Origin of the sequence: Rhodobacter sp. TJ_12, from assembly GCF_020023995.1 — a bacterium.
Taxonomy (GTDB): domain Bacteria; phylum Pseudomonadota; class Alphaproteobacteria; order Rhodobacterales; family Rhodobacteraceae; genus Rhodobacter.
The window spans coordinates 40,667-58,529 of record NZ_NRRD01000002.1 but is presented as its reverse complement, the minus strand read 5'-3'; the positions used below and the strand labels follow the sequence as shown (position 1 = coordinate 58,529).

18 protein-coding genes are annotated in these 17,863 nt (G+C 61.9%); 6 read left to right on the top strand and 12 right to left on the bottom strand.

Translation table 11 applies throughout. The features are described 5' to 3' along the window. Nucleotides 1-10: 10 nt before the first annotated feature. The 3 genes from CKO11_RS02470 to CKO11_RS02460 are packed head-to-tail and all read right to left on the bottom strand — an operon-like array spanning nucleotide 11 to nucleotide 2,555. Complete coding sequence (locus tag CKO11_RS02470; protein ID WP_223632492.1) at nucleotides 11-562, bottom strand: glutathione peroxidase; 552 nt, start codon at nucleotides 560-562, stop codon at nucleotides 11-13. Beyond that, complete coding sequence (locus CKO11_RS02465) at nucleotides 559-1,263, bottom strand: hypothetical protein (protein ID WP_223632490.1); 705 nt, start codon at nucleotides 1,261-1,263, stop codon at nucleotides 559-561. The genes CKO11_RS02470 and CKO11_RS02465 overlap by 4 nt, the downstream gene beginning before the upstream one ends. Beyond that, complete coding sequence (locus tag CKO11_RS02460) at nucleotides 1,260-2,555, bottom strand: NAD(P)/FAD-dependent oxidoreductase (RefSeq protein ID WP_223632488.1); 1,296 nt, start codon at nucleotides 2,553-2,555, stop codon at nucleotides 1,260-1,262. The genes CKO11_RS02465 and CKO11_RS02460 overlap by 4 nt, the downstream gene beginning before the upstream one ends. Nucleotides 2,556-2,679: 124 nt before the next feature. Between CKO11_RS02460 and CKO11_RS02455 the strand changes: the two genes are divergently transcribed. Together CKO11_RS02455 and CKO11_RS02450 are read left to right on the top strand one after the other, a co-directional pair. Next, nucleotides 2,680-3,228, top strand: coding sequence for a sigma-70 family RNA polymerase sigma factor (locus CKO11_RS02455; protein ID WP_223632486.1), 549 nt, complete (start codon nucleotides 2,680-2,682; stop codon nucleotides 3,226-3,228). Continuing rightward, nucleotides 3,221-3,898 carry an anti-sigma factor domain-containing protein gene (locus CKO11_RS02450; RefSeq protein ID WP_223632484.1) on the top strand — a complete coding sequence of 226 codons (678 nt, stop codon included), beginning with the start codon at nucleotides 3,221-3,223 and terminating at the stop codon, nucleotides 3,896-3,898. Before CKO11_RS02455 ends, CKO11_RS02450 begins: the two co-directional genes overlap by 8 nt. Nucleotides 3,899-4,025: 127 nt before the next feature. On the opposite strand, the gene cydX is transcribed toward CKO11_RS02450, so the two are convergent. From cydX to polA, 4 genes are all read right to left on the bottom strand, one after another. Beyond that, on the bottom strand, nucleotides 4,026-4,145 hold the full coding sequence (gene cydX, locus CKO11_RS02445; protein ID WP_223632481.1) for a cytochrome bd-I oxidase subunit CydX: 120 nt from the start codon (nucleotides 4,143-4,145) through the stop codon (nucleotides 4,026-4,028). 12 nt (nucleotides 4,146-4,157) lie between these two features. Continuing rightward, nucleotides 4,158-5,315 (bottom strand): cytochrome d ubiquinol oxidase subunit II, encoded by a 1,158-nt coding sequence (gene cydB / locus CKO11_RS02440; RefSeq protein ID WP_223632478.1) that lies wholly within the window; start codon nucleotides 5,313-5,315, stop codon nucleotides 4,158-4,160. Nucleotides 5,316-5,319: 4 nt separating this feature from the next. Then, nucleotides 5,320-6,903, bottom strand: coding sequence for a cytochrome ubiquinol oxidase subunit I (locus CKO11_RS02435; RefSeq protein WP_223632475.1), 1,584 nt, complete (start codon nucleotides 6,901-6,903; stop codon nucleotides 5,320-5,322). A 386-nt stretch (nucleotides 6,904-7,289) separates the two neighbouring features. Then, a complete protein-coding gene (gene polA / locus CKO11_RS02430) occupies nucleotides 7,290-10,148 on the bottom strand; it encodes a DNA polymerase I (RefSeq protein ID WP_223632472.1) in 2,859 nt (952 codons plus the stop codon). Between the two features lie 178 nt (nucleotides 10,149-10,326). On the opposite strand from polA, the gene CKO11_RS02425 reads away from it, so the two are divergent. After that, the gene (locus CKO11_RS02425; RefSeq protein WP_223632469.1) at nucleotides 10,327-10,707 is read left to right on the top strand and encodes a hypothetical protein; all 381 of its coding nucleotides are present in this window, start codon (nucleotides 10,327-10,329) and stop codon (nucleotides 10,705-10,707) included. 39 nt (nucleotides 10,708-10,746) lie between these two features. Here the strand turns inward: CKO11_RS02425 and CKO11_RS02420 are convergent, their stop codons facing one another. From CKO11_RS02420 to CKO11_RS02410, 3 genes are all read right to left on the bottom strand, one after another. Then, entirely contained in the window at nucleotides 10,747-10,923 is a 177-nt protein-coding gene (locus CKO11_RS02420) for a zinc-finger domain-containing protein (RefSeq protein WP_223632466.1), read from the bottom strand. A 90-nt stretch (nucleotides 10,924-11,013) separates the two neighbouring features. Then, the gene (locus tag CKO11_RS02415) at nucleotides 11,014-11,397 is read right to left on the bottom strand and encodes an HIT domain-containing protein (protein WP_223632462.1); all 384 of its coding nucleotides are present in this window, start codon (nucleotides 11,395-11,397) and stop codon (nucleotides 11,014-11,016) included. An 11-nt stretch (nucleotides 11,398-11,408) separates the two neighbouring features. Next, nucleotides 11,409-12,983, bottom strand: a complete 1,575-nt coding sequence (locus tag CKO11_RS02410; protein WP_223632459.1) for a DUF5928 domain-containing protein — start codon at nucleotides 12,981-12,983, stop codon at nucleotides 11,409-11,411. Nucleotides 12,984-13,131: 148 nt separating this feature from the next. Between CKO11_RS02410 and CKO11_RS02405 the strand changes: the two genes are divergently transcribed. Further along, nucleotides 13,132-13,950 carry a sulfotransferase family protein gene (locus CKO11_RS02405; protein WP_223632456.1) on the top strand — a complete coding sequence of 273 codons (819 nt, stop codon included), beginning with the start codon at nucleotides 13,132-13,134 and terminating at the stop codon, nucleotides 13,948-13,950. 57 nt (nucleotides 13,951-14,007) lie between these two features. Here CKO11_RS02405 and CKO11_RS02400 read toward each other — a convergent pair whose 3' ends face one another. Both CKO11_RS02400 and nth read right to left on the bottom strand, forming a co-directional pair. Then, entirely contained in the window at nucleotides 14,008-14,994 is a 987-nt protein-coding gene (locus tag CKO11_RS02400) for an adenosine kinase (protein WP_223632453.1), read from the bottom strand. Then, complete coding sequence (nth, locus tag CKO11_RS02395) at nucleotides 14,991-15,635, bottom strand: endonuclease III (RefSeq protein ID WP_223632451.1); 645 nt, start codon at nucleotides 15,633-15,635, stop codon at nucleotides 14,991-14,993. The genes CKO11_RS02400 and nth overlap by 4 nt, the downstream gene beginning before the upstream one ends. A gap of 161 nt (nucleotides 15,636-15,796) precedes the next feature. Between nth and CKO11_RS02390 the strand changes: the two genes are divergently transcribed. Then, nucleotides 15,797-16,732, top strand: coding sequence for a Hint domain-containing protein (locus CKO11_RS02390; RefSeq protein ID WP_223632449.1), 936 nt, complete (start codon nucleotides 15,797-15,799; stop codon nucleotides 16,730-16,732). An 83-nt stretch (nucleotides 16,733-16,815) separates the two neighbouring features. After that, complete coding sequence (locus tag CKO11_RS02385) at nucleotides 16,816-17,766, top strand: methylated-DNA--[protein]-cysteine S-methyltransferase (protein ID WP_223632445.1); 951 nt, start codon at nucleotides 16,816-16,818, stop codon at nucleotides 17,764-17,766. The last annotated feature ends 97 nt before the right edge of the window (nucleotides 17,767-17,863 follow it).

Below are 17,863 nucleotides of genomic sequence, written 5' to 3'. Positions count from 1 at the left end.
TCGCCACCGATCACGCGCCCGGCAAAAGCGGCTCGAACGCGCGGCGGATCGCCCCGGACCCGGGTTTGGTGAAGCTGCCCCAAGTCTCGACCACATTGCCCGCGCCGTCGATCAGCACCTTGTTGAAGTTCCAGCGCGGGGCAAAGCCCGTCTGCTCCTTCACCCATTTGTAAAACGGATGCGCGTTCTCGCCCGTCACCGGGGTGATATCGGTCATCGGCAGGGTGATCCCATAGGTCAGGGTGCAGAACTCAGAGACTTCCTTGGCGCTGTCGAGTTCCTGCGCGAAATCATCAGAGGGCACCGCGAGCACCACCAGCCCTTTGGGGCCATAGTCTTCATGCAGCTTTTGCAGCCCCTCTAACTGCGGGGCAAAGCCGCAAAGCGAGGCGGTGTTGACCACCAAGACCGGCTGCCCCCGAAAGGCGGCGGTGTCAATTGTATCGCCTTCGATCGAGGCAAAGGTGAAGCTGGGCGCCTCGGCCTGGGCGGTCGCATTGCCCGCCGCGCCCAAGGTGCCAAACCCGGTGAAAAGCGCCAAAGCCATGGTTTTCAGTTTCATCTTATCTCCCTTATCCGTAGTCGCCACAGGCCCGCCAGCGCGGCAAGCCCCGCCGCGCACAGCGCCACCACGGGCATATTCTCTGCTTTAAGATTGGCGACGATGACGCCCATCAGCGCCCAGCCCACCGCAAAGGCGTAGCTTGGCACATCGGGGCGGCGCCACACGACGCCAAGCCCCACCGCCAACAGCCCCGCCAGCGCCAGCAAAGACGCGGTCTGCGCAGCCAACACCCCCTGCCCCGCCAAGACGATGCCAAAGGCCACCGCCGTCGCCGCACAAAGCCAGCCCGCATAAAGCCCCACGGGACCCGCCGACCATGGCCCGCGCGGCGCCCGCAAAAGCGCGGCCAAAGCCGTGGCGGCCATGAAGACCAGCATCACGGCGGCCGCAGCGGGTTGCCAGTTCGCCACCCAGATCCAGGGCACGCCAATGGCAAGGCTCAGCGCGAGCGGGCCGCGCATCGCCTGCCAGGCGGGGGCGGTGCGGGCGCACACCAACCCCCAGGTGGCCCCGGCCACCAACCAAAGATAGATCACCCCCCAGATCGAAAAGGCCCAGCCCACCGGCGCCACCGGCCAGCGGTCCGCAGGCACCGGAAATTGCCCCGGCGTGAACCCACGAAAGCCTTCGGTCAGGATCGGCGCGGCGGCAAAGGCCAGCGCCAGAACCAGCGTCATGGGGGCGAGAAGAAAGGTCATGCCGCCAACCCCTCGGCTCGCGGGTGCGCCCAATCGGGGCGCTCTGCGGCCCATGGGTCTTCCCCTAGGGGCCAATCGCGGCCCAAGGCCTGCGCCACACGCAAAGCCGACAAAAGCCCATCTTCATGAAAGCCGTAGCGCGTCCAAGCGCCTGCATACCAGATGCCGCCGCGCCCCTGAATTTCGCCCAGACGATCAAGCGCTGCCAGCGCCGCCGTGTCAAATTGCGGATGCGAGAAGGTCACCTCGTGATGCGCGGAATGCGGCTCCCATTCCGGGTTCAGCGTCATGATCAAGGGCTGATCGCTTCGCACGCCTTGCAGCCGGTTGATCCAATAGCTCATCGAAATCGGGCGGTTGCGCAACCCGCCGGGCGGGGCCGCCGTGACATGGTTCCACGACGCCCAAAGGTTGCGCCTGCGCGGCATGAAGCTTTCATCCGAATGCAGCACCATCCGGTTCGGCTCCACTTGGAACGCGCCCAGAATATCGGCTTCATCCGCGTCGGGCGCGGCCAGCATATCCAGCGTTTGCGGCGCATGGGCGGCCATGATCACCTGATCGAAACGTTCTTCGCCCGCGCTGCTGGTGACCATCACGCCGCCCGGCACACGGCGCACGGACTTGACCGGGCAGGATTTGCGCAATTCGGCCATGGTCGCGCGCGCCAAAGCCGCGACATAGATCGAGGCGCCGCCCTTCACCGTCAGCCATTCGGGGCGCGGGCCTGCCCCCATCAGCCCGTGGCTTTCGAAAAACCGCAAGAACCGATCCGCCGGAAAATCCAGCATGAAGCGGGGCGGGGTCGACCAGATCGCACCAGACATCGGCATCAAGAACCGGTCGCGGAATTCGCGCCCAAGGCCAAGCTCGGCAATCACTTCCCCGATCACGCCGCCTTGGCCCATCATCGCCGGCGCCTCGGTCATGAAGCGGCGGATGTCGCGGATCATCCGCCAATGCGAACGATCCCAAAGCCGCTGCCGCTGGCCAAAAAGATCGGTCAGGCGCCCGGTGCCATATTCATAAGCCCCCTTGCCGAAACTGGCCGAAAAGCTCATCGGCGCGGGTTGCAGCGCCACGCCCAGCGTATCCATCAGCCCGGTAAAAAGGGGGTAGGTCTTGCGGTTGCACACCAAAAAGCCGGTATCGACCCGCGTGCCTTGCACCTCGATCGTGCGGGCATGGCCGCCGATGCGCTTGCCCGCCTCAAAGATCACCACCTCATGGCCGCGCAAAAGCCAAGCCGCACCCAGCCCCGAAATGCCCGCACCGATGACCGCAATCCGCATGTTTCGCCCTTTTCGTCACAACCTGACCACGCCGGTCTAGACCTGTCCATACTTGCAATACGCGCGAGGGAGCCTAAAGGTTGCATCGTTTGATGGAAATTTTCCCGCAAAGGGGCCGGAGGGCATGTCGGCACAGGGCGAAGATCTGGGCGCATTGCTTGCGCGCGTCGCGCTGAAAGAGCGCGCGGCGTTTTCTGCGCTTTATTCTGCGCATGGGGCGAAACTTTTCGGCATCTGTCTGCGTCTCTTGCAAGACCGCACCGAGGCGGAAGACGCTTTGCAGGATGTTTTCGTGAAGATCTGGATGAATGCCGACCGTTATGTGCCCGAAGTGGCGAGCCCCGCCGCTTGGCTGAATACCGTGGCGCGCAATCTGTGCATCGACCGGCTGCGCGCGCGCAAAGGCGGCGGGGTGGAGGCCGAGGTGCTGGAGGCGCTGCCCAGCCTTGAGCCCACCCCCGAGGCCGAGGCGATCCGGGCCTCGGAAGGGCGACGGATCGACGATTGCATGGGCAAGCTTGAGGGCGTGCGCGCCGAGGCGGTGCGGCGCGCCTATGTCGAGGGCGAAAGCTATCTGGAACTGGCCGAACGGTTCGAGGTGCCACTGAATACGATGCGGTCTTGGCTGCGCCGGTCGCTGATCTCGCTGCGGGAGTGTTTGGGCGATGCGTGATCTTCCCCCTGATGATATCGCGCTGGCGGGCGAATATGTGCTGGGCACGCTGCCACTGAACGAACGACAAGCGGCGGCGCGGCGCATCGCCATCGATGCCGATTTCGCGCGCGAGGTGGCGCGTTGGGAAGCGCATCTCGACCCGCTTGCGGCAGAGGTGACGCCGGTCTCGCCGCCGCGCCGGGTCTGGGAGGGGATCGAAACCCGCGCTTACGGCGCCCCCCCCGCGCGCGCGGCGTCTGGGCTGTGGCGTTGGCTCGCCGGTGCCTCGGCGGTGTCGGCGGTGTTTTTGGGCGCGATCTTGTGGCTGGGCGAGCCCTTGATGCCTGCACAGGGGCAGATGTGGGTCTCTGACATGGTGTCCGATGATGGCGCGGTGCGGCTGGCCGCGCTTTACAACGAAAAGACCGGAGAAATGCGCGTCTCGATGGGCGGCAAGGCCCCCGCGCAGGGCCGCGATTTCGAATTGTGGCTGATTGCCGGGGAAGACCCGCCCGTGTCGCTGGGCGTGATGCCCCGGCGTGGTCAGGCGGCGATGCCGATCCCGGCGGATCTGCGCGACGTGATCGCCAATGCGACCCTTGCCATCACCGAAGAACCGCGCGGCGGCGCGCCCGAAGGCGTGGCCACCGGCCCGCTGGTGGCAAAGGCCGAATTGCGCCGGATTTAACGCCCAAGACCTGCCCCTCAAAGACGAGGGCCGCCCGGATGCCCCCGGACGGCCCTTGACCCGACGATGCGAAGGGACGCAACCCTCGGGGCCCGGCGGCGCGCAATCACGCCGCCGGAACTGGTTGTCAGTCGTCGCCTTCAGGGTTTAACCGGCGCCGATCTTCCTGCATTTCGAACCACATCGCGTTGATGACGCCGAACATCACCGCCACCGGCAGCCCCAGAAGCCAGGCAAAATACCACATGTTTCAGACCTCTTAGTAAGCGTTGGGGTTGGAGCTGACATCTTCTTGGGTGACCTTGCCCCACAGCACCTTGTAGACCCAGGCGGTGTAGGCAAGGATCATCGGCAAGAAGATGATCGTGCAGACCAGCATGATGAACAGCGTCATATGCGACGACGAGCTATCCCACACGGTCAGCGACGCGGTGGGGTTCAGCGACGAGGGCAGGATGAAGGGGAACATCGTCAGCCCCACCGTCGAGATGATGCCGAAAATGCCCACTTTGCCCGCGACGACCGACCAGCCGCTCCAGGCGCGCATCAAAAGCACCTGCGCCGCCATGCCCACCACACCCATGATCGGGGCAATGGCGATCCACGGACGCGTCGCATAGGCATCCAGCCACGAGCCGCCACGCACCACTTCGGACAAAAGCGGGTTCGACGGGCCTGCCGGATCAGGCGCGGTCACGAAGCGATAGCCCTCGACCCCAAAGGCAAGCCAAGCCCCCGCCAGCGCGAAGGTGAGGATCGCCACCAGACCGGCATAGGTGCCGAACCGGCGCGCGCGCGCCTGCACCGCGCCCTCGGTCTTGAGCACCAGCCAAGACGCACCATGCGACAGGTGCATGCTGAGCGACACCACGCCCACAAACAGCGCGAACGGGTTGAGAAGGCCCAAAAGCTTCATCACGAAGTTGCCCGGGTAGATCGGCAAGAGGCTGTCTTCAAGCGAGAAGGGCACGCCTTGCAGCACATTGCCGACCGCCACGCCAAAGATCAGCGCGGGCACAGCGCCCCCGATCATCAGCGCCCAATCCCACCGGGTGCGCCAGACATGGCTTTCCCGCTTGTTGCGGTATTTGAACCCGACAGGCCGCAGGATCAGCGCCGCAAGCACCAAGAACATGGCCAGATAAAAGCCCGAGAAACTGACCGCATAAAGCGGTGGCCAAGCGGCAAAGATCGCGCCGCCCCCCAAAATCAGCCAGACTTGGTTGCCTTCCCAGACAGGCCCCACCGTGTTGATGACCACGCGCCGTTCGGCATCGGATTTGCCCACAAAGGGCAGAAGCGCGGCCACGCCCATGTCAAACCCATCGGTGGCAGCAAGGCCGATGAGCAAAACGCCCAGAAGCACCCACCAGATCACACGAAGGATTTCGTAGTTTAGAAGTTCATGCAAGATCATGGTCTTACTCCGCAGGTTGAGCTGCAACAGGGGCGTGCTTGGCGTTCCAGGCGGCGACCGCCTCGACGTCTTGCACCGGGCCCTTGCGGATCGCAGCCAGCATCAGCTTCATCTCGATGATCAAAAGCGTGGTATAAAGCGCCACGAAACCGCCGAGCGTGACCGCCAGATCCCACACCGACAGATGCGAGGCCGAAAGCGCGGTGGGCAAAAGCCCGTCCACGGTCCACGGCTGACGCCCGAATTCGGCCACGAACCAGCCCATTTCGGCCGCGAGCCACGGCATCGGAATGATGAAGACCGCCGTTTTCAGCGCAAGTTTCGGATAATTGCCCCCCCGGAAGTTGGTCACCCAGAACATATAGGTCAGCATCCCCAGCATGAAGAAGCCAAAGCCCACCATCAGACGGAAGGTCCAAAACATCGGCGCCACGCCGGGCACCGTTTTCCACGCGGCCGCCTCGATCTGTTCATCGGTGGCGGTCATCGGGTCTTCGACCATCGACGACAGCAGCATCGCATAGCCCAGATCATCGGAATGATCTTCAAAGGCGGCGGTCACTTCGGGCGTCACATCGCCCTTGTTGGCGCGAATGTCCATCAGCGCGTCATAGGCGATCAGACCATTCCGAATGCGCTGTTCAGAGCCTTCGACCAATTCCTTGATGCCCGGCATTTCTTCGGTCAGCGAGCGCGTGCCGATCATGCCCATAGCCCACGGGATCTTGATCGCATATTTGGTTTCGCGCGCTTCTTGATCGGGGATGCCGAACAGGTTGAACGAGGCCGGGGCCTCTTCGGTTTCCCACATGCCCTCGATCGCGGCGAGCTTCATTTTTTGGTTGTGGGTCGCTTCATAGCCCGACTCGTCGCCCAGCACGATCACCGAAAGCGAAGCCGCCAGACCAAAGGCCGAAGCCACCGCGACGGAGCGCCGCGCCAGATCGATATGGCGACCGCGCAGCAAATACCACGACGACACGCCGACGACGAAGATCGCCGCCGTCACATAGCCCGCCGAAACCGTGTGCACGAATTTCGCCTGCGCCACCGGATTAAAGAGAACAGCATAAAAATCAACAAGTTCCATGCGCATGGTCATCGGATTGAACTCGGCCCCCACCGGGTTCTGCATCCAACCATTCGCAATCAAAATCCACAAAGCCGAAAAGTTCGAGCCGATGGCCACGCACCACCCCACAAACATGTGCGCGCGCGGGCGGAGTTTTTCCCACCCAAAGAACCAAAGCCCCACGAAGGTCGCCTCAAGGAAGAAGGCCATCAGCCCTTCGATCGCGAGCGGCGCCCCGAAAATGTCGCCCACGTAGTTGCTGTAATAGCTCCAGTTCATGCCGAACTGGAATTCCATGGTGATGCCCGTCGACACGCCGAGCACAAAGTTGATCCCAAAGAGTGTGCCCCAGAACTTCGTCATCTGCCGCCAGATCGGACGACGGGTCATGACATAGACCGTCTCCATCGTGGCGAGCATGATTGAAAGCCCAAGTGTCAGGGGCACGAATAGGAAGTGATACATCGCTGTCGCTGCGAATTGCAGCCGAGACAGCTCCACAAGTCCGAACTCCATTGTCGTCCTCTCCAACTGGTTCGTCCGCCTTGTCCCGTACAGGCGGTCTTTCGAGCTATGAACCCTGCGGCGCGCTGTCGCGCCTGCGCGGGCTGTCGCAGGTGGGCAAAATGTCCCACATAAAAAATTGACTTAGATCAATTGCTTACTGAGCGCGCAAAGAATGTGACTGTGTCACTTTTGGGATCGAAGTGCTTGAAAGATAGATATTTTATGCAGCTTTCGGAATGTATTTCACGCCCAAAAGGACATAAAATCGCAAAAAATATTTTTGCGCGGGAGATTTTGTCGCAGGCGCGCGCCTTCATTTTGGTGCATCAAATAGCAACGCCGCAGCGCAGGGCCACGGCGTCAGACGAGGTGAGTCTTTCGTTTTCGGCGCCAGATTAATGCGCTTCGGCCCAGCTTGCGCCCTGCCCCGCATCGACAACCAGTGGCAGCGACAGCTTCACCGCAGGCTCTGCCGCGCCTTCCATCACCTTGCGGGCGGCATCTATCAGCGCATCCACCGCCCCGTCTTCGACCTCGAAGATCAATTCGTCATGCACCTGCAGCAGCATCCGCGCGGGCAGATCCGCAATCGCTTGCGGCATGCGGATCATTGCGCGCCGAATGATATCGGCCGCCGCGCCTTGGATCGGGGCGTTGATCGCCGCACGTTTGGCAAAGCCCGCGCCGGGGCCCTTGGCGTTGATCTCGGGCGTGTGGATTTTCCGACCAAAGAGCGTTTGCACAAAGCCATGCTCTTTGGCGAAGGCAACCGTCTCATCCATATAGGTGCGAATGCCGGGGAAGCGCTCAAAATAGCGATCGATGAAGCCCTGCGCCTCGGATCGCGGAATGCGCAGATTGCGCGCAAGCCCAAAGCCCGAAATACCGTAGATGACGCCAAAGTTGATCGCCTTGGCTTGGCGGCGGATCATCGGGTCCATCCCCTCCACCGGCACACCGAACATTTCCGACGCCGTCATCGCGTGAATATCGATGCCTTGGCGGAAGGCGTCCTTCATCTCGGGCAGGTCGGCGACATGGGCCAAGATGCGCAGCTCGATCTGGCTATAATCAAGCGCGACGATCTTTTGCCCCTCGGGCGCGATGAACGCCTCGCGGATGCGGCGGCCCTCGTCAGACCGCACCGGGATATTTTGCAAATTCGGATCGGTGGAGGCCAGCCGCCCGGTGTTGGCCCCCGCAATGCTATAGGAGGTGTGCACGCGTCCCGTATCGGGGTTTACATGCGTTTGCAACGCATCCGTGTAGGTGGATTTCAGCTTTGAGATTTGCCGCCAATCCAGCACCTTCGCGGCGAGTTCCGCCGCATGTTTGTGATCCGCCATCGTGGTGATGTCTTCCAGCACATCGGCCCCGGTCGCATAGGCGCCGGTCTTGCCCTTTTTGCCACCGGGCACGCCCAGAACGTCAAACAGCACTTCACCCAATTGCTTGGGGGAGCCCACGTTGAAGGGCTGGCCCGCAAGGGACTGGATTTCCTCTTCCAGCCCCGCCATGCGCTGCGCGAACACGTTCGACATGCGCGACAGCACCGAGGTATCGACCTTCACGCCCGCCATTTCCATCTCGGCCAGCACCGGCACCAACGGGCGTTCGAGCGTTTCGTAGACCGTGGTCACCTGCGCGCGCGACAGTTGCGGCTTGAAGGCACGCCAAAGCCGCAAGGTGATATCGGCATCTTCGGCCGCATAGGGGGCGGCCTTGTCGATCGCCACCTTGTCGAAGGTGATCTGCGATTTGCCTGCGCCGATCAACTCTTTGATCGGGATCGGGCGGTGGCCCAGATATTCTTCCGACAGCGCGTCCATCCCGTGGCCATGCAGCCCCGAGAACATCGCGTAAGACATCAGCATCGTGTCATCAAAGGGCGCAACGCGGATGCCGTAACGGGCGAAAATCTTCCAGTCATATTTCATGTTCTGGCCGATCTTCAGGATCGCCGCATCTTCCAAAATGGGCTTGAGCAGCCTCAGCGCTGCGTCAAAATCCATCTGCCCCGCCACCTTTTCGGCCCCACCGAACAAATCATCGCCGCCAGAGCTGTGGGCCAGCGGAATATAGCACGCCTTGCCCGGCGCGGTGGCCAGCGACACGCCCACCAGTTCGGCCTGCATCTCGTCAAGCGACGTGGTTTCGGTATCCACTGCCAGAACCCCGGTGGCGCGCGCCTCGGCCAGCCAAGTCTCAAGCGTTTCGGCATCCGTGACCACGGTATAGGCCGCCGGATCGATGGGCGCATCGGGCACCGCTTGGGGGTCCAGCCGCGGCTGCGGCGCGGCCCCATCGCCCCAAGCGGAGGCCGCCTTGTCGCCAGAAGCCGTGCTGGCGACCGGCGCCTCCCGCCCGAATTTATCGGCCACCCGCTTTGTCAGCGTGCGGAATTCCATCTGATTGAGGAACTCCATCAACGTGTCGGGATCTGGGTCTTTGACCTCCAGCGATTCAAGCGTGAAATCAAGCGGGACCGTTTCGCAAAGCGTCACCAGTTGTTTCGACACCCGGATCTGATCGGCAAAGTTCAGCAGTGTTTCGCGCCGCTTAGGCTGTTTGATCTCGCTGGCGCGTTCCAAAAGCGTTTCCAGATCGCCGTAATCGGCAATCAGTTGCGCGGCGGTTTTGATGCCAATGCCGGGCGCGCCGGGCACGTTATCGACCGAATCCCCAGCCAAAGCCTGCACATCCACCACCTTGTCCGGACGGACACCGAATTTCGCCTCGACCTCTTCGGGGCCGATGTCGCGGTTTTTCATCGCATCCAGCATGCCGACGCCATTGCCGACCAATTGCATCAGGTCTTTGTCCGATGAGATGATCGTGACGCGCCCGCCCGCCTCGCGCGCTTGCCGGGCCAAAGTGGCGATGATGTCATCGGCCTCGTAGCCCTCGATCTCAAGGCAGGCGAGGTTGAACGCCTTGGTCGCCTCCCGCGTCAGCGGGAATTGCGGGCGCAAATCCTCGGGCGGCGGGGGGCGGTTTTCTTTGTAGGCGGGGTAAATCTCGTTGCGGAACGTCTTGGAGCTATAATCAAAGATCACCGCCGCATGGGTGGGCGCGTCATCGCCCTTGGCCTCTTCGATATAGCGGTAAATCATATTGGCAAAGCCAGCGACGGCCCCCACGGGCAGCCCGTCTGACTTGCGGGTGAGCGGGGGCAGCGCATGATAGGCGCGGAAGATAAAGGCCGAGCCGTCGATCAGATGCAGATGGCATCCCTTGCCGAAACCGCTGCTCATATGCTTGTCTCCCGTCAGTGCATTTTAAAAGGTTATTGCCATGTTACGCTCTCTCACGCCAGCGCTCGCCAGTCTTTGCTTGTTGACAAACGCAACCGCTGCACAAGAGTTGCGCCTCGCACGCCCCGATCCCGTAGAAAAACGCACTGCAGAAACGGAACTGCGTGCACCGTGCGAAATGACCGAAACGGTCGAGAATTGCGCCCGCATTCTGGCCTGTGTCGGGGATAGCGGGCTGTGGTTTGCCGGCCGGGCCATCGGGCGCGGCGCAGGTGTGTTAAAGGGCGCTTTGTCCGATGGGGAGACCTGCGGCGGCACCTGGACCGAGCGCAACTGGTTTGGCGCCGGACAAGCCGATGTGACCTGTTCAAACGGCGCAAGCGGGCGCGTTTATTTCACCTATCAAGATCGCTGGACCGGCACCGCCACCGGCAATGGCACGCTGAGCGACGGCAATCGCATCGAAATGTGGTCGGGCAACCGGGTCCCCGAATTCCTAGAAAACACGACCGGCAAGCCCGCACTCCCCTGCGGAGAAGCCGCAATCCCAATCAGCTAGGCATGATCCGCAAAGGCAGGCCGGGATTTTGGCCTTGCCTCAGTGACCGTCGTGGGCGTGTTCGCGGTCGATCACGAAGGTCTTGCCGCAATAGGGGCAGACCACCTGGCCTTCATCATGCGGGATCGTCAGCCAGACGCGCGGATGCCCGCCTTCGCCCCCGTCACAGGCCACTTTCCAACTGGTTACGGTCTGGGTCTCGGGGGTTTTGGTCATGGCAAGCTCCCTGCATGCTGCGCCGGATGGGTTGCACCGATCTATGCGAAAAACCCGCCGCCGGGCAAGCGCCTCCTGCGGCGGGAGGTCTCAGTCGTGGGTCAAGATCATCGGGCCGATGTTGCGCCCGGCCAGAATATGCAGGTGGAAATGCGGCACTTCCTGCACACCGTTTTCCCCCGCATTGGTGATCGCACGGAAGCCTTTGCCGCCGGAATGCGCCTCGGCTCCCACCAGCTTCACCACATGCGCGACCGCGCGCGAAAAATCGACGATCTCATCCGCGCTCGCCTCGGCGCAGAAGTGGTCATAGGTGACATAGGGCCCTTTGGGGATCACCAGCACATGGGTGGGTGCCTTGGGCGCAATATCGGCGAAAGCCAGCGTGTGATCGGTTTCATAGACCGTTTTGTTGGGGATTTCGCCGCGCAGGATGCGGGCAAAGATATTCGTATCGTCATAGACATAGGCCAAGGTGTCTCTCCTCAATCGACGAACAGATAATCGGTTGCCGCGATCTGATGCGCAAGCTCCAGATCGATGCCCAGAAACTGCGCCAAGGGATGCGCGTTTTCCTCGGGGCTGGCGTTCTGGCGCATGTGCAAAAACACCGGGAATTGCGCATCGCGCATCTGATCGCTTTCATGTTGCAGGTCATAGCGGATCGTCGGCAAGAGCCGGTCAAGCACCTCGCGCGCGGTGCGCTCTGCGGCCAGCCCCACCCGGCGGGCGTGGCCAATCAGGTAATCATCCGAAAAGTCGCATTCCACCTCCAGCACCCGCGTGGTGCATTTGTCAGAGGTGAAATCCTGCATCAAATCCAGCGCTGCCGGATCAAGGCAGATCACCAGACGGTCGTTTTGATAATAGTCAAACAGCATCCGCAGCAACGCCCGGCGGTGGCGGTTACGCTTATCGACGGTGCGTTCGATCCCGCCCAGATCGGGCAGGCCGCCCTCTTCGTTGAACAGATATTCCACCGCCGCCAAGTCGGTATGGGCGCGGATTTGTTCCACCAGACGCTTGGCGACATGCCATTTCTTGCACACGATCATCAAAAGCGTGCGCTCGCGCCCAAGGCTCGCTTCGCGTTCCCAAAAGCGTGGCGCGAACCGCCGCCCAATCCGGCCCCGCCCGGTCAAAAAGGCAAACAGCGCCCGCCCCTCGTTCGAGATATCGAAGCTGACCCCGGTTTGTTGCCACAAATCGCCCAGCCGGTCTTTCAACTCCGTCGCATCGGGGCTGATCTTGCGGGCAAACAGGTAATCCTGCCCCACAAGCAGATCGTAATGATCATTATAGAAGGTCAGCGGCATGCCGTAATCGCTAAACATCAAGAAGGTCAGCGTGCGACTGCGGATTTCGGTTTCGGGCACGACATGGCGCACGATGGTCTGAAAAAAGGTCTCATCCGGAATCCATGTGGTGCGAAAAAACCGCATCACATCGGGGCGTTTTCGGGTGAAATCGAGCACCCATTCAATGGTGCGCCGCCGCAGGCACCACCATTGGGACCCAATCATCATCTCGATGTCATCGGGGATCTTGCGCGTGAGGTTGAATTTCTTTTGCACTTCGAAGGCGGTGTAGAACCGCTTGGGCTGGGTGCGTTCATTGAACCAATGGCGGTAGATCAGCCGTTCTTCCTTAAAGCCGGTCTTGATCCAGTCTGACGCGAAGAAATCGAAGCTTTCGATATAATCCGCATCTTCCGCATCAAGGAATTGATGCGCGAATTCGGCGCTTTTGATCGGCATGCAATCGCCCGACAACATGTAAAAATGCGTCGCTTGCGGAAAGGCATCAAGAGCGGCTTTCAGCGCCTCCAAGGTGGCGGCCACAAGGCTCCATTCGCCCCAGCCGCATTTGCGCCGCTTGCGCGCAAAGGTCACCGAAGGGTTTGGGGCCAACGCGGCGCGGATCTTCTCAAAATCGGCAGAATTGGCGCGTGCGTCGAAATGGATCGACACGAAATCCCCCGCAGAGGTCAGCCGCTCGGCCTGCGCAATGACCCCGTCCGGATCTTTGTGGGTCAACAGGATGAAGGCGATTTTTGCCATTTTTAAAACAGCTCGTCCGCGGTTTTGTCGTTATCTGCCGTAATAGCGCCAAAGGGCATTGAAAAAACAGAGCTTCTTTGCTTCATGGGAAGGAATTCTCAAAAGATCGGTGCGTAAGGTCATTGCATCGAAGTTGGAGGCTGTTCTCATGGGGTTTCCCGGGACTTGGATGACCGAAAGCGAAAGCGTCGTCTATCGCGTCGTTCCGAAATGTGCCTGCTCGTCGATCGGGCAGATCATGTTCTACACCGATCATGGCCGGTTTTTCGACGGTGACATCCATGACAGCACATCGGGGCTGCACAAATGGAGCCAGCCCGAAAGCCAAGACGTGATCGAGCAAAACGTCAAAGCGCATAAAAGCTACGCCTTCACCTGCGTGCGCAACCCCTATGCGCGGATCCTCAGTTCGTTCTTTGACAAGATCGCGGGCATTCAAAGGAACGGCAAGCGCTACCGGGGCAACCTTGTGCCGCAATTGATCCAGAAATACGGGATCGAAGTCGGCAGCCCCGAGGATAATTTCGATTTCGATCAGGTAAAATCGTTCCGCCGCTTCTTGCTGTTCGCGCGTGACACGATCCGCTGGCGCCGCCCGATGGAACCAGACATCCACTGGTCGGCCATGTCGGGGCATATCTCAACCTTCATCGTCAATGGCGGGCGATACGACCACATCTTCTTCACCGAGAAATTCAACGAGGGGATGCAGGTCGTGCTCGACAATATCGAGACCGCGCATCCGGTCGACCTTGCCACGATCCCGCGCTTCAACGAAAGCGAAGGCCATGGGCCGAAACGCGCCCACAAGGTGAGCGACTATTTCGACGATCTGTCGCGCCATCTGGTGTGGGAAATCTACAAGAAGGATTTCCAACTCTTCAAATACGACTTCGATGATCCGGACAACAAAATGCCGGTGGGCGAGGTCGATCTGGCCGAGGTTCATGCCAAGCTTGGCGATTAAGGAAAGGGCGCCAAGACGGCGCCCTTTGTCATTGTCGCACGGTGGACGGTGGCGCGGTTACACCAGCCCGTCGGCGCGGAACATATCCAGAATATCCGCCTCAGGCCGCGCGCCGTAGTGGCTGATGACTTCCGCCGCCGCGACGCAGCCCATCCGGCCCGCCACTTCAAGCGGTTTGCCCATGGCATAGCCATAAAGGAAGCCTGCCGCGAATTGATCGCCCGCGCCCGTGGCATCGACCGGCACCACGCGGTGCACCGGCACCTCCACCCGTTCTTCGCCACGGATCAGCACCACATCGGCGCCCGAGCGGGTGCAAACCACCAAACCGCATTCGCTGGCGGCCTGTTTCAGCGCGCTGTCCAGATCGGTCTGGTAGAGCGAGGCCCATTCATGTTCATTGCCCAGCGCGAAATCCATTTCCTCTTTCACCAAACGGCGGAAGCTGTCGCGGTGCCGGTCCACGCAAAACGGGTCCGACAGTGAAATCCCCGCGCGCCCGCCGCCCCGGTGGCAGCCCTGCGCGGCCTTCAGGAAACCGGCTTTGCCGTGATCCTTGTCGAACAAATAGCCCTCAAGGAACAAGATTTCGGTGTCTTCGACCACCTCAAGCGGCACGTCTTCGGTCGACAGATCAGCCGAAATGCCCAGATAGGTGTTCATCGAGCGTTCCCCGTCCGGGGTGACGAAGATCATCGAGCGCGAGGTGGGCAGATCGGCGCCCTTGACCGGCGGGTTCGGGAAAGCCGTGCCCTCGCCATTCAGCGCCGCCTCGTAGAAATGGCCCAGCGCATCATCGGCCACACGCCCGATGAAGGCGGTTTTCAGCCCCAGATTGCCCAGCCCCGCGATCGTATTGCCGACCGAGCCGCCGGGCGCCTCGGTCCGGTTGCTCATCGCGTCATAAAGCAGTTCGGCGCGGTCGCGCTCGATCAGTTGCATCACGCCCTTATCGATGCCGTTCACCTCCAAAAAGGCGTCATCACATTGTGCAATCACATCAACGATGGCGTTGCCGATGCCGACAACTTGGTGCTTTTTCATTCGGTTTTCTCCTCGAAACGGCACAGATCGCGGATCAGGCAATCGGCGCAGCGGGGTTTGCGGGCGGTGCAAATATACCGCCCGTGCAAGATCAGCCAGTGATGGGCATGGCGTTGCCATTCCACCGGCACATTGTCTTCGATGGCACGTTCGACCGCCTCGACATCCTTGCCCGGGCAAATGCCCGTACGGTTGCCGACACGAAAGATATGGGTATCGACTGCCTGCGCCGGATGCCCCCACCACATGTTGAGAACGACATTGGCGGTTTTGCGGCCCACGCCGGGCAAGCGGGTCAGGGCGGCGCGGGAACTGGGCACCTGCCCGTCATAGTCTTCCACCAAGATCCGGCTCAGCTTGATCACGTTCTTGGCCTTATTGCGGTAAAGCCCGATCGTGCGGATATGCGCGATCAGCCCCTCTTCGCCCAGCGCAAGCATCTTTTCGGGCGTATCGGCCACCGGCCACAGCGCACGCGTGGCCTTGTTTACCCCCACATCGGTCGCCTGCGCCGAAAGCGCCACCGCCACCAAAAGCGTGAAGGCATTGGTATGTTCAAGCTCGCCCTTTGGATGCGGCTCAGCCGCCGAAAACCGGCGGAAGACCTCCTGCATCCGGGCGTAATCCAGTTGTGCCACCATGCCCCCCTTCTGCCCGCCCCTTGGCGTTCCGGCAAGGGCCTGCACGCCGGGTTAACCGATTTCCGAGAAATGGGGGCGATTTGCCGCCCTTGTTAACGCTTCGTTTGCCGTGATCGGAAACACTGAAGATCGAGTCGGCGCGAATTGCGGCAGGAGGTATTATGGAAGACGGTTATCCGGTTTCGGTTCTAAGTTTCGATGCCGAGCGCAAGACGTGGTCGCTGGCCCATGATTTCGATGCCGAAACGATGATGTGGAAAATCACCCATGACGAAAGCGGTGCCGCGCTGAAAGACCCGCTGGGCAGCACGCTGCGGCAAGGCACGATGACCGCCGATGTGCCGCTGCTGTTGGAAAAGCCCGAAGGGGGCACCTTGCGGCTCGACCGGATCGAGATCGACGGGGTCTTGTGCCTGTTCATGCCCTCGGACCTGCTGGAACCGGGCGCCGAATACCCCGAGGCAGAGCCCTTTGCCCTGCCCGCCCGCGCCGCCAGCCCAGAAGAAATTGCCGCGATTCCCGCGCTTGGCACCGGCACGATGATCGCCACCGCCGACGGCCCCACGCCGATCGACTGGCTGCGCCCGGGCGACCGCGTGCTGACGCGCGACAACGGGTATCAATCGCTGCTTTGGGTCGGGCTGCACACCATGCCGCGCCGCGCGCCCGAAGAAACGCGTCCGCTGGTTCTGGCCACCGAATGTTTCGGCGCCGCCCTGCCCGAACGCGATGTGCTGCTGTCGCCCGGCACAGGTGTCTTGCTGGCCGGGCACGAACTGGAATTGTGGTTTGGCGAAAGCGAAATGTTCGCCAAGGCCAAACATGCCCTGCCCAAGGCCGAGGCCGGGCCGGGCCGCCAACAACTTTATTCCATGCTGTTCCCTACCCCCGAAGTGGTGCTGGCCGAAGGGATGTGGGTGTCGACCGTGCATGCCGATGCGGCCTATCTTTCTCTGCTGCCCGACCGGATGCGCGGCGCGCTGACTGCCCGCGTGGCGGCTGGCCATGCCAATCCGGCCCGCGCTTGGCTGGAAGATTGGGAAGTGGCGATGTTCCGCCGCGAACGGATCGCGCGCGCGCGCCGCTTGGCCGCCTAAGCACGGACAGGTGACGCGATTGCGCAGCTTTCGGGTCGCGCATCGGTCTTCCGCCGGGCTAATCTGGGCGAAGGAGACCAGACATGCCCGATTGCCCGCCCCTTTCCGCGTCCGCTGCGGCCCCGCTCACGGCCCCCACGCAAACCGCGCTGGAAGACCGCTACCATTATCGTGTGATCGCGCGCGCCATCGCCGAGATCGACGCGGCCCAAGCCGAGGCTTTGGCCGCAGGGCGGCCTGCGCATATCTCCTTGGCAGAGCTTTCGGCGCGGCTGGGCCTATCGCCCGCACATTTTCAACGCCTTTTCACCGCATGGGCCGGGGTCTCGCCGAAGCGCTACACGCAATATCTGTCGCTGTCGCTTGCGCGGGATCTTTTGGCACAGAACCTGCCGCTCGGCACCGTGGCGGCGGCGGCGGGTCTTTCGACCGCCTCGCGGCTGCATGATCTGGTGCTGCGCTGGGAGGCGATGACACCGGGCCGCTTTGCCAATGGCGCGGCGGGGCTGGTCATCCGCTGGGGCCGGTTTGACTCGCCTTTTGGCGAGGCGCTGGTGTTCACCACAGATCGGGGCATTTGCGGATTGGCCTTTACCGCCGAAATCGGCTTTGACGCGGCGTTCGCGGATATGGCGCGCCGCTGGCCCGGCGCACGGCTACAAGAAGATCCGCAATCGGTCGCCCCGCTTGCCGATGTCGCGCTGGAAGGGCGCGGCAGCGCAACGCTTGCGCTGACCGGCGCGCCTTTCCAGCTGAAGGTCTGGGAGGCGCTTCTGGCCCTGCCGCCGGGCGCGGTGACCAGCTATGCCCAGATCGCCCGGCAGATCGGTGCGCCCAAAGCCGCGCGCGCCGTGGGCACTGCGGTGGGGCGCAACCCGGTTGCGTTGTTGATCCCCTGCCACCGGGTTTTGCGGCAATCGGGCGGCCTTGGCGGCTATCATTGGGGGCTGGGCATCAAGCGCGCGATTTTGGCCCGCGAGGCCGCGCGCCGCGACGCCGCCAGCACCGACGCGGCACCGCTCGCCCAGAAGTGATGCGCGAAAACTTGCCCGCACGCAGCACGAGCATGGAACCCGCGCCGTTTTCCGGGGTATGATAGGTGGAATGGCCGCAAGGCCGCGTAACGACAGG

Excerpts from the sequence above, each read along its gene's own strand:
- CKO11_RS02470 (WP_223632492.1), bottom strand. The coding sequence starts at position 562 with ATGAAACTGAAAACCATGGCTTTGGCGCTTTTCACCGGGTTTGGCACC.
- CKO11_RS02465 (WP_223632490.1), bottom strand. The coding sequence starts at position 1,263 with ATGACCTTTCTTCTCGCCCCCATGACGCTGGTTCTGGCGCTGGCCTTT.
- CKO11_RS02460 (WP_223632488.1), bottom strand. The coding sequence starts at position 2,555 with ATGCGGATTGCGGTCATCGGTGCGGGCATTTCGGGGCTGGGTGCGGCT.
- CKO11_RS02455 (WP_223632486.1), top strand. The coding sequence starts at position 2,680 with ATGTCGGCACAGGGCGAAGATCTGGGCGCATTGCTTGCGCGCGTCGCG.
- CKO11_RS02450 (WP_223632484.1), top strand. The coding sequence starts at position 3,221 with ATGCGTGATCTTCCCCCTGATGATATCGCGCTGGCGGGCGAATATGTG.
- cydX (WP_223632481.1), bottom strand. The coding sequence starts at position 4,145 with ATGTGGTATTTTGCCTGGCTTCTGGGGCTGCCGGTGGCGGTGATGTTC.
- cydB (WP_223632478.1), bottom strand. The coding sequence starts at position 5,315 with ATGATCTTGCATGAACTTCTAAACTACGAAATCCTTCGTGTGATCTGG.
- CKO11_RS02435 (WP_223632475.1), bottom strand. The coding sequence starts at position 6,903 with ATGGAGTTCGGACTTGTGGAGCTGTCTCGGCTGCAATTCGCAGCGACA.
- polA (WP_223632472.1), bottom strand. The coding sequence starts at position 10,148 with ATGAGCAGCGGTTTCGGCAAGGGATGCCATCTGCATCTGATCGACGGC.
- CKO11_RS02425 (WP_223632469.1), top strand. The coding sequence starts at position 10,327 with ATGACCGAAACGGTCGAGAATTGCGCCCGCATTCTGGCCTGTGTCGGG.
- CKO11_RS02420 (WP_223632466.1), bottom strand. The coding sequence starts at position 10,923 with ATGACCAAAACCCCCGAGACCCAGACCGTAACCAGTTGGAAAGTGGCC.
- CKO11_RS02410 (WP_223632459.1), bottom strand. The coding sequence starts at position 12,983 with ATGGCAAAAATCGCCTTCATCCTGTTGACCCACAAAGATCCGGACGGG.
- CKO11_RS02405 (WP_223632456.1), top strand. The coding sequence starts at position 13,132 with ATGGGGTTTCCCGGGACTTGGATGACCGAAAGCGAAAGCGTCGTCTAT.
- CKO11_RS02400 (WP_223632453.1), bottom strand. The coding sequence starts at position 14,994 with ATGAAAAAGCACCAAGTTGTCGGCATCGGCAACGCCATCGTTGATGTG.
- nth (WP_223632451.1), bottom strand. The coding sequence starts at position 15,635 with ATGGTGGCACAACTGGATTACGCCCGGATGCAGGAGGTCTTCCGCCGG.
- CKO11_RS02390 (WP_223632449.1), top strand. The coding sequence starts at position 15,797 with ATGGAAGACGGTTATCCGGTTTCGGTTCTAAGTTTCGATGCCGAGCGC.
- CKO11_RS02385 (WP_223632445.1), top strand. The coding sequence starts at position 16,816 with ATGCCCGATTGCCCGCCCCTTTCCGCGTCCGCTGCGGCCCCGCTCACG.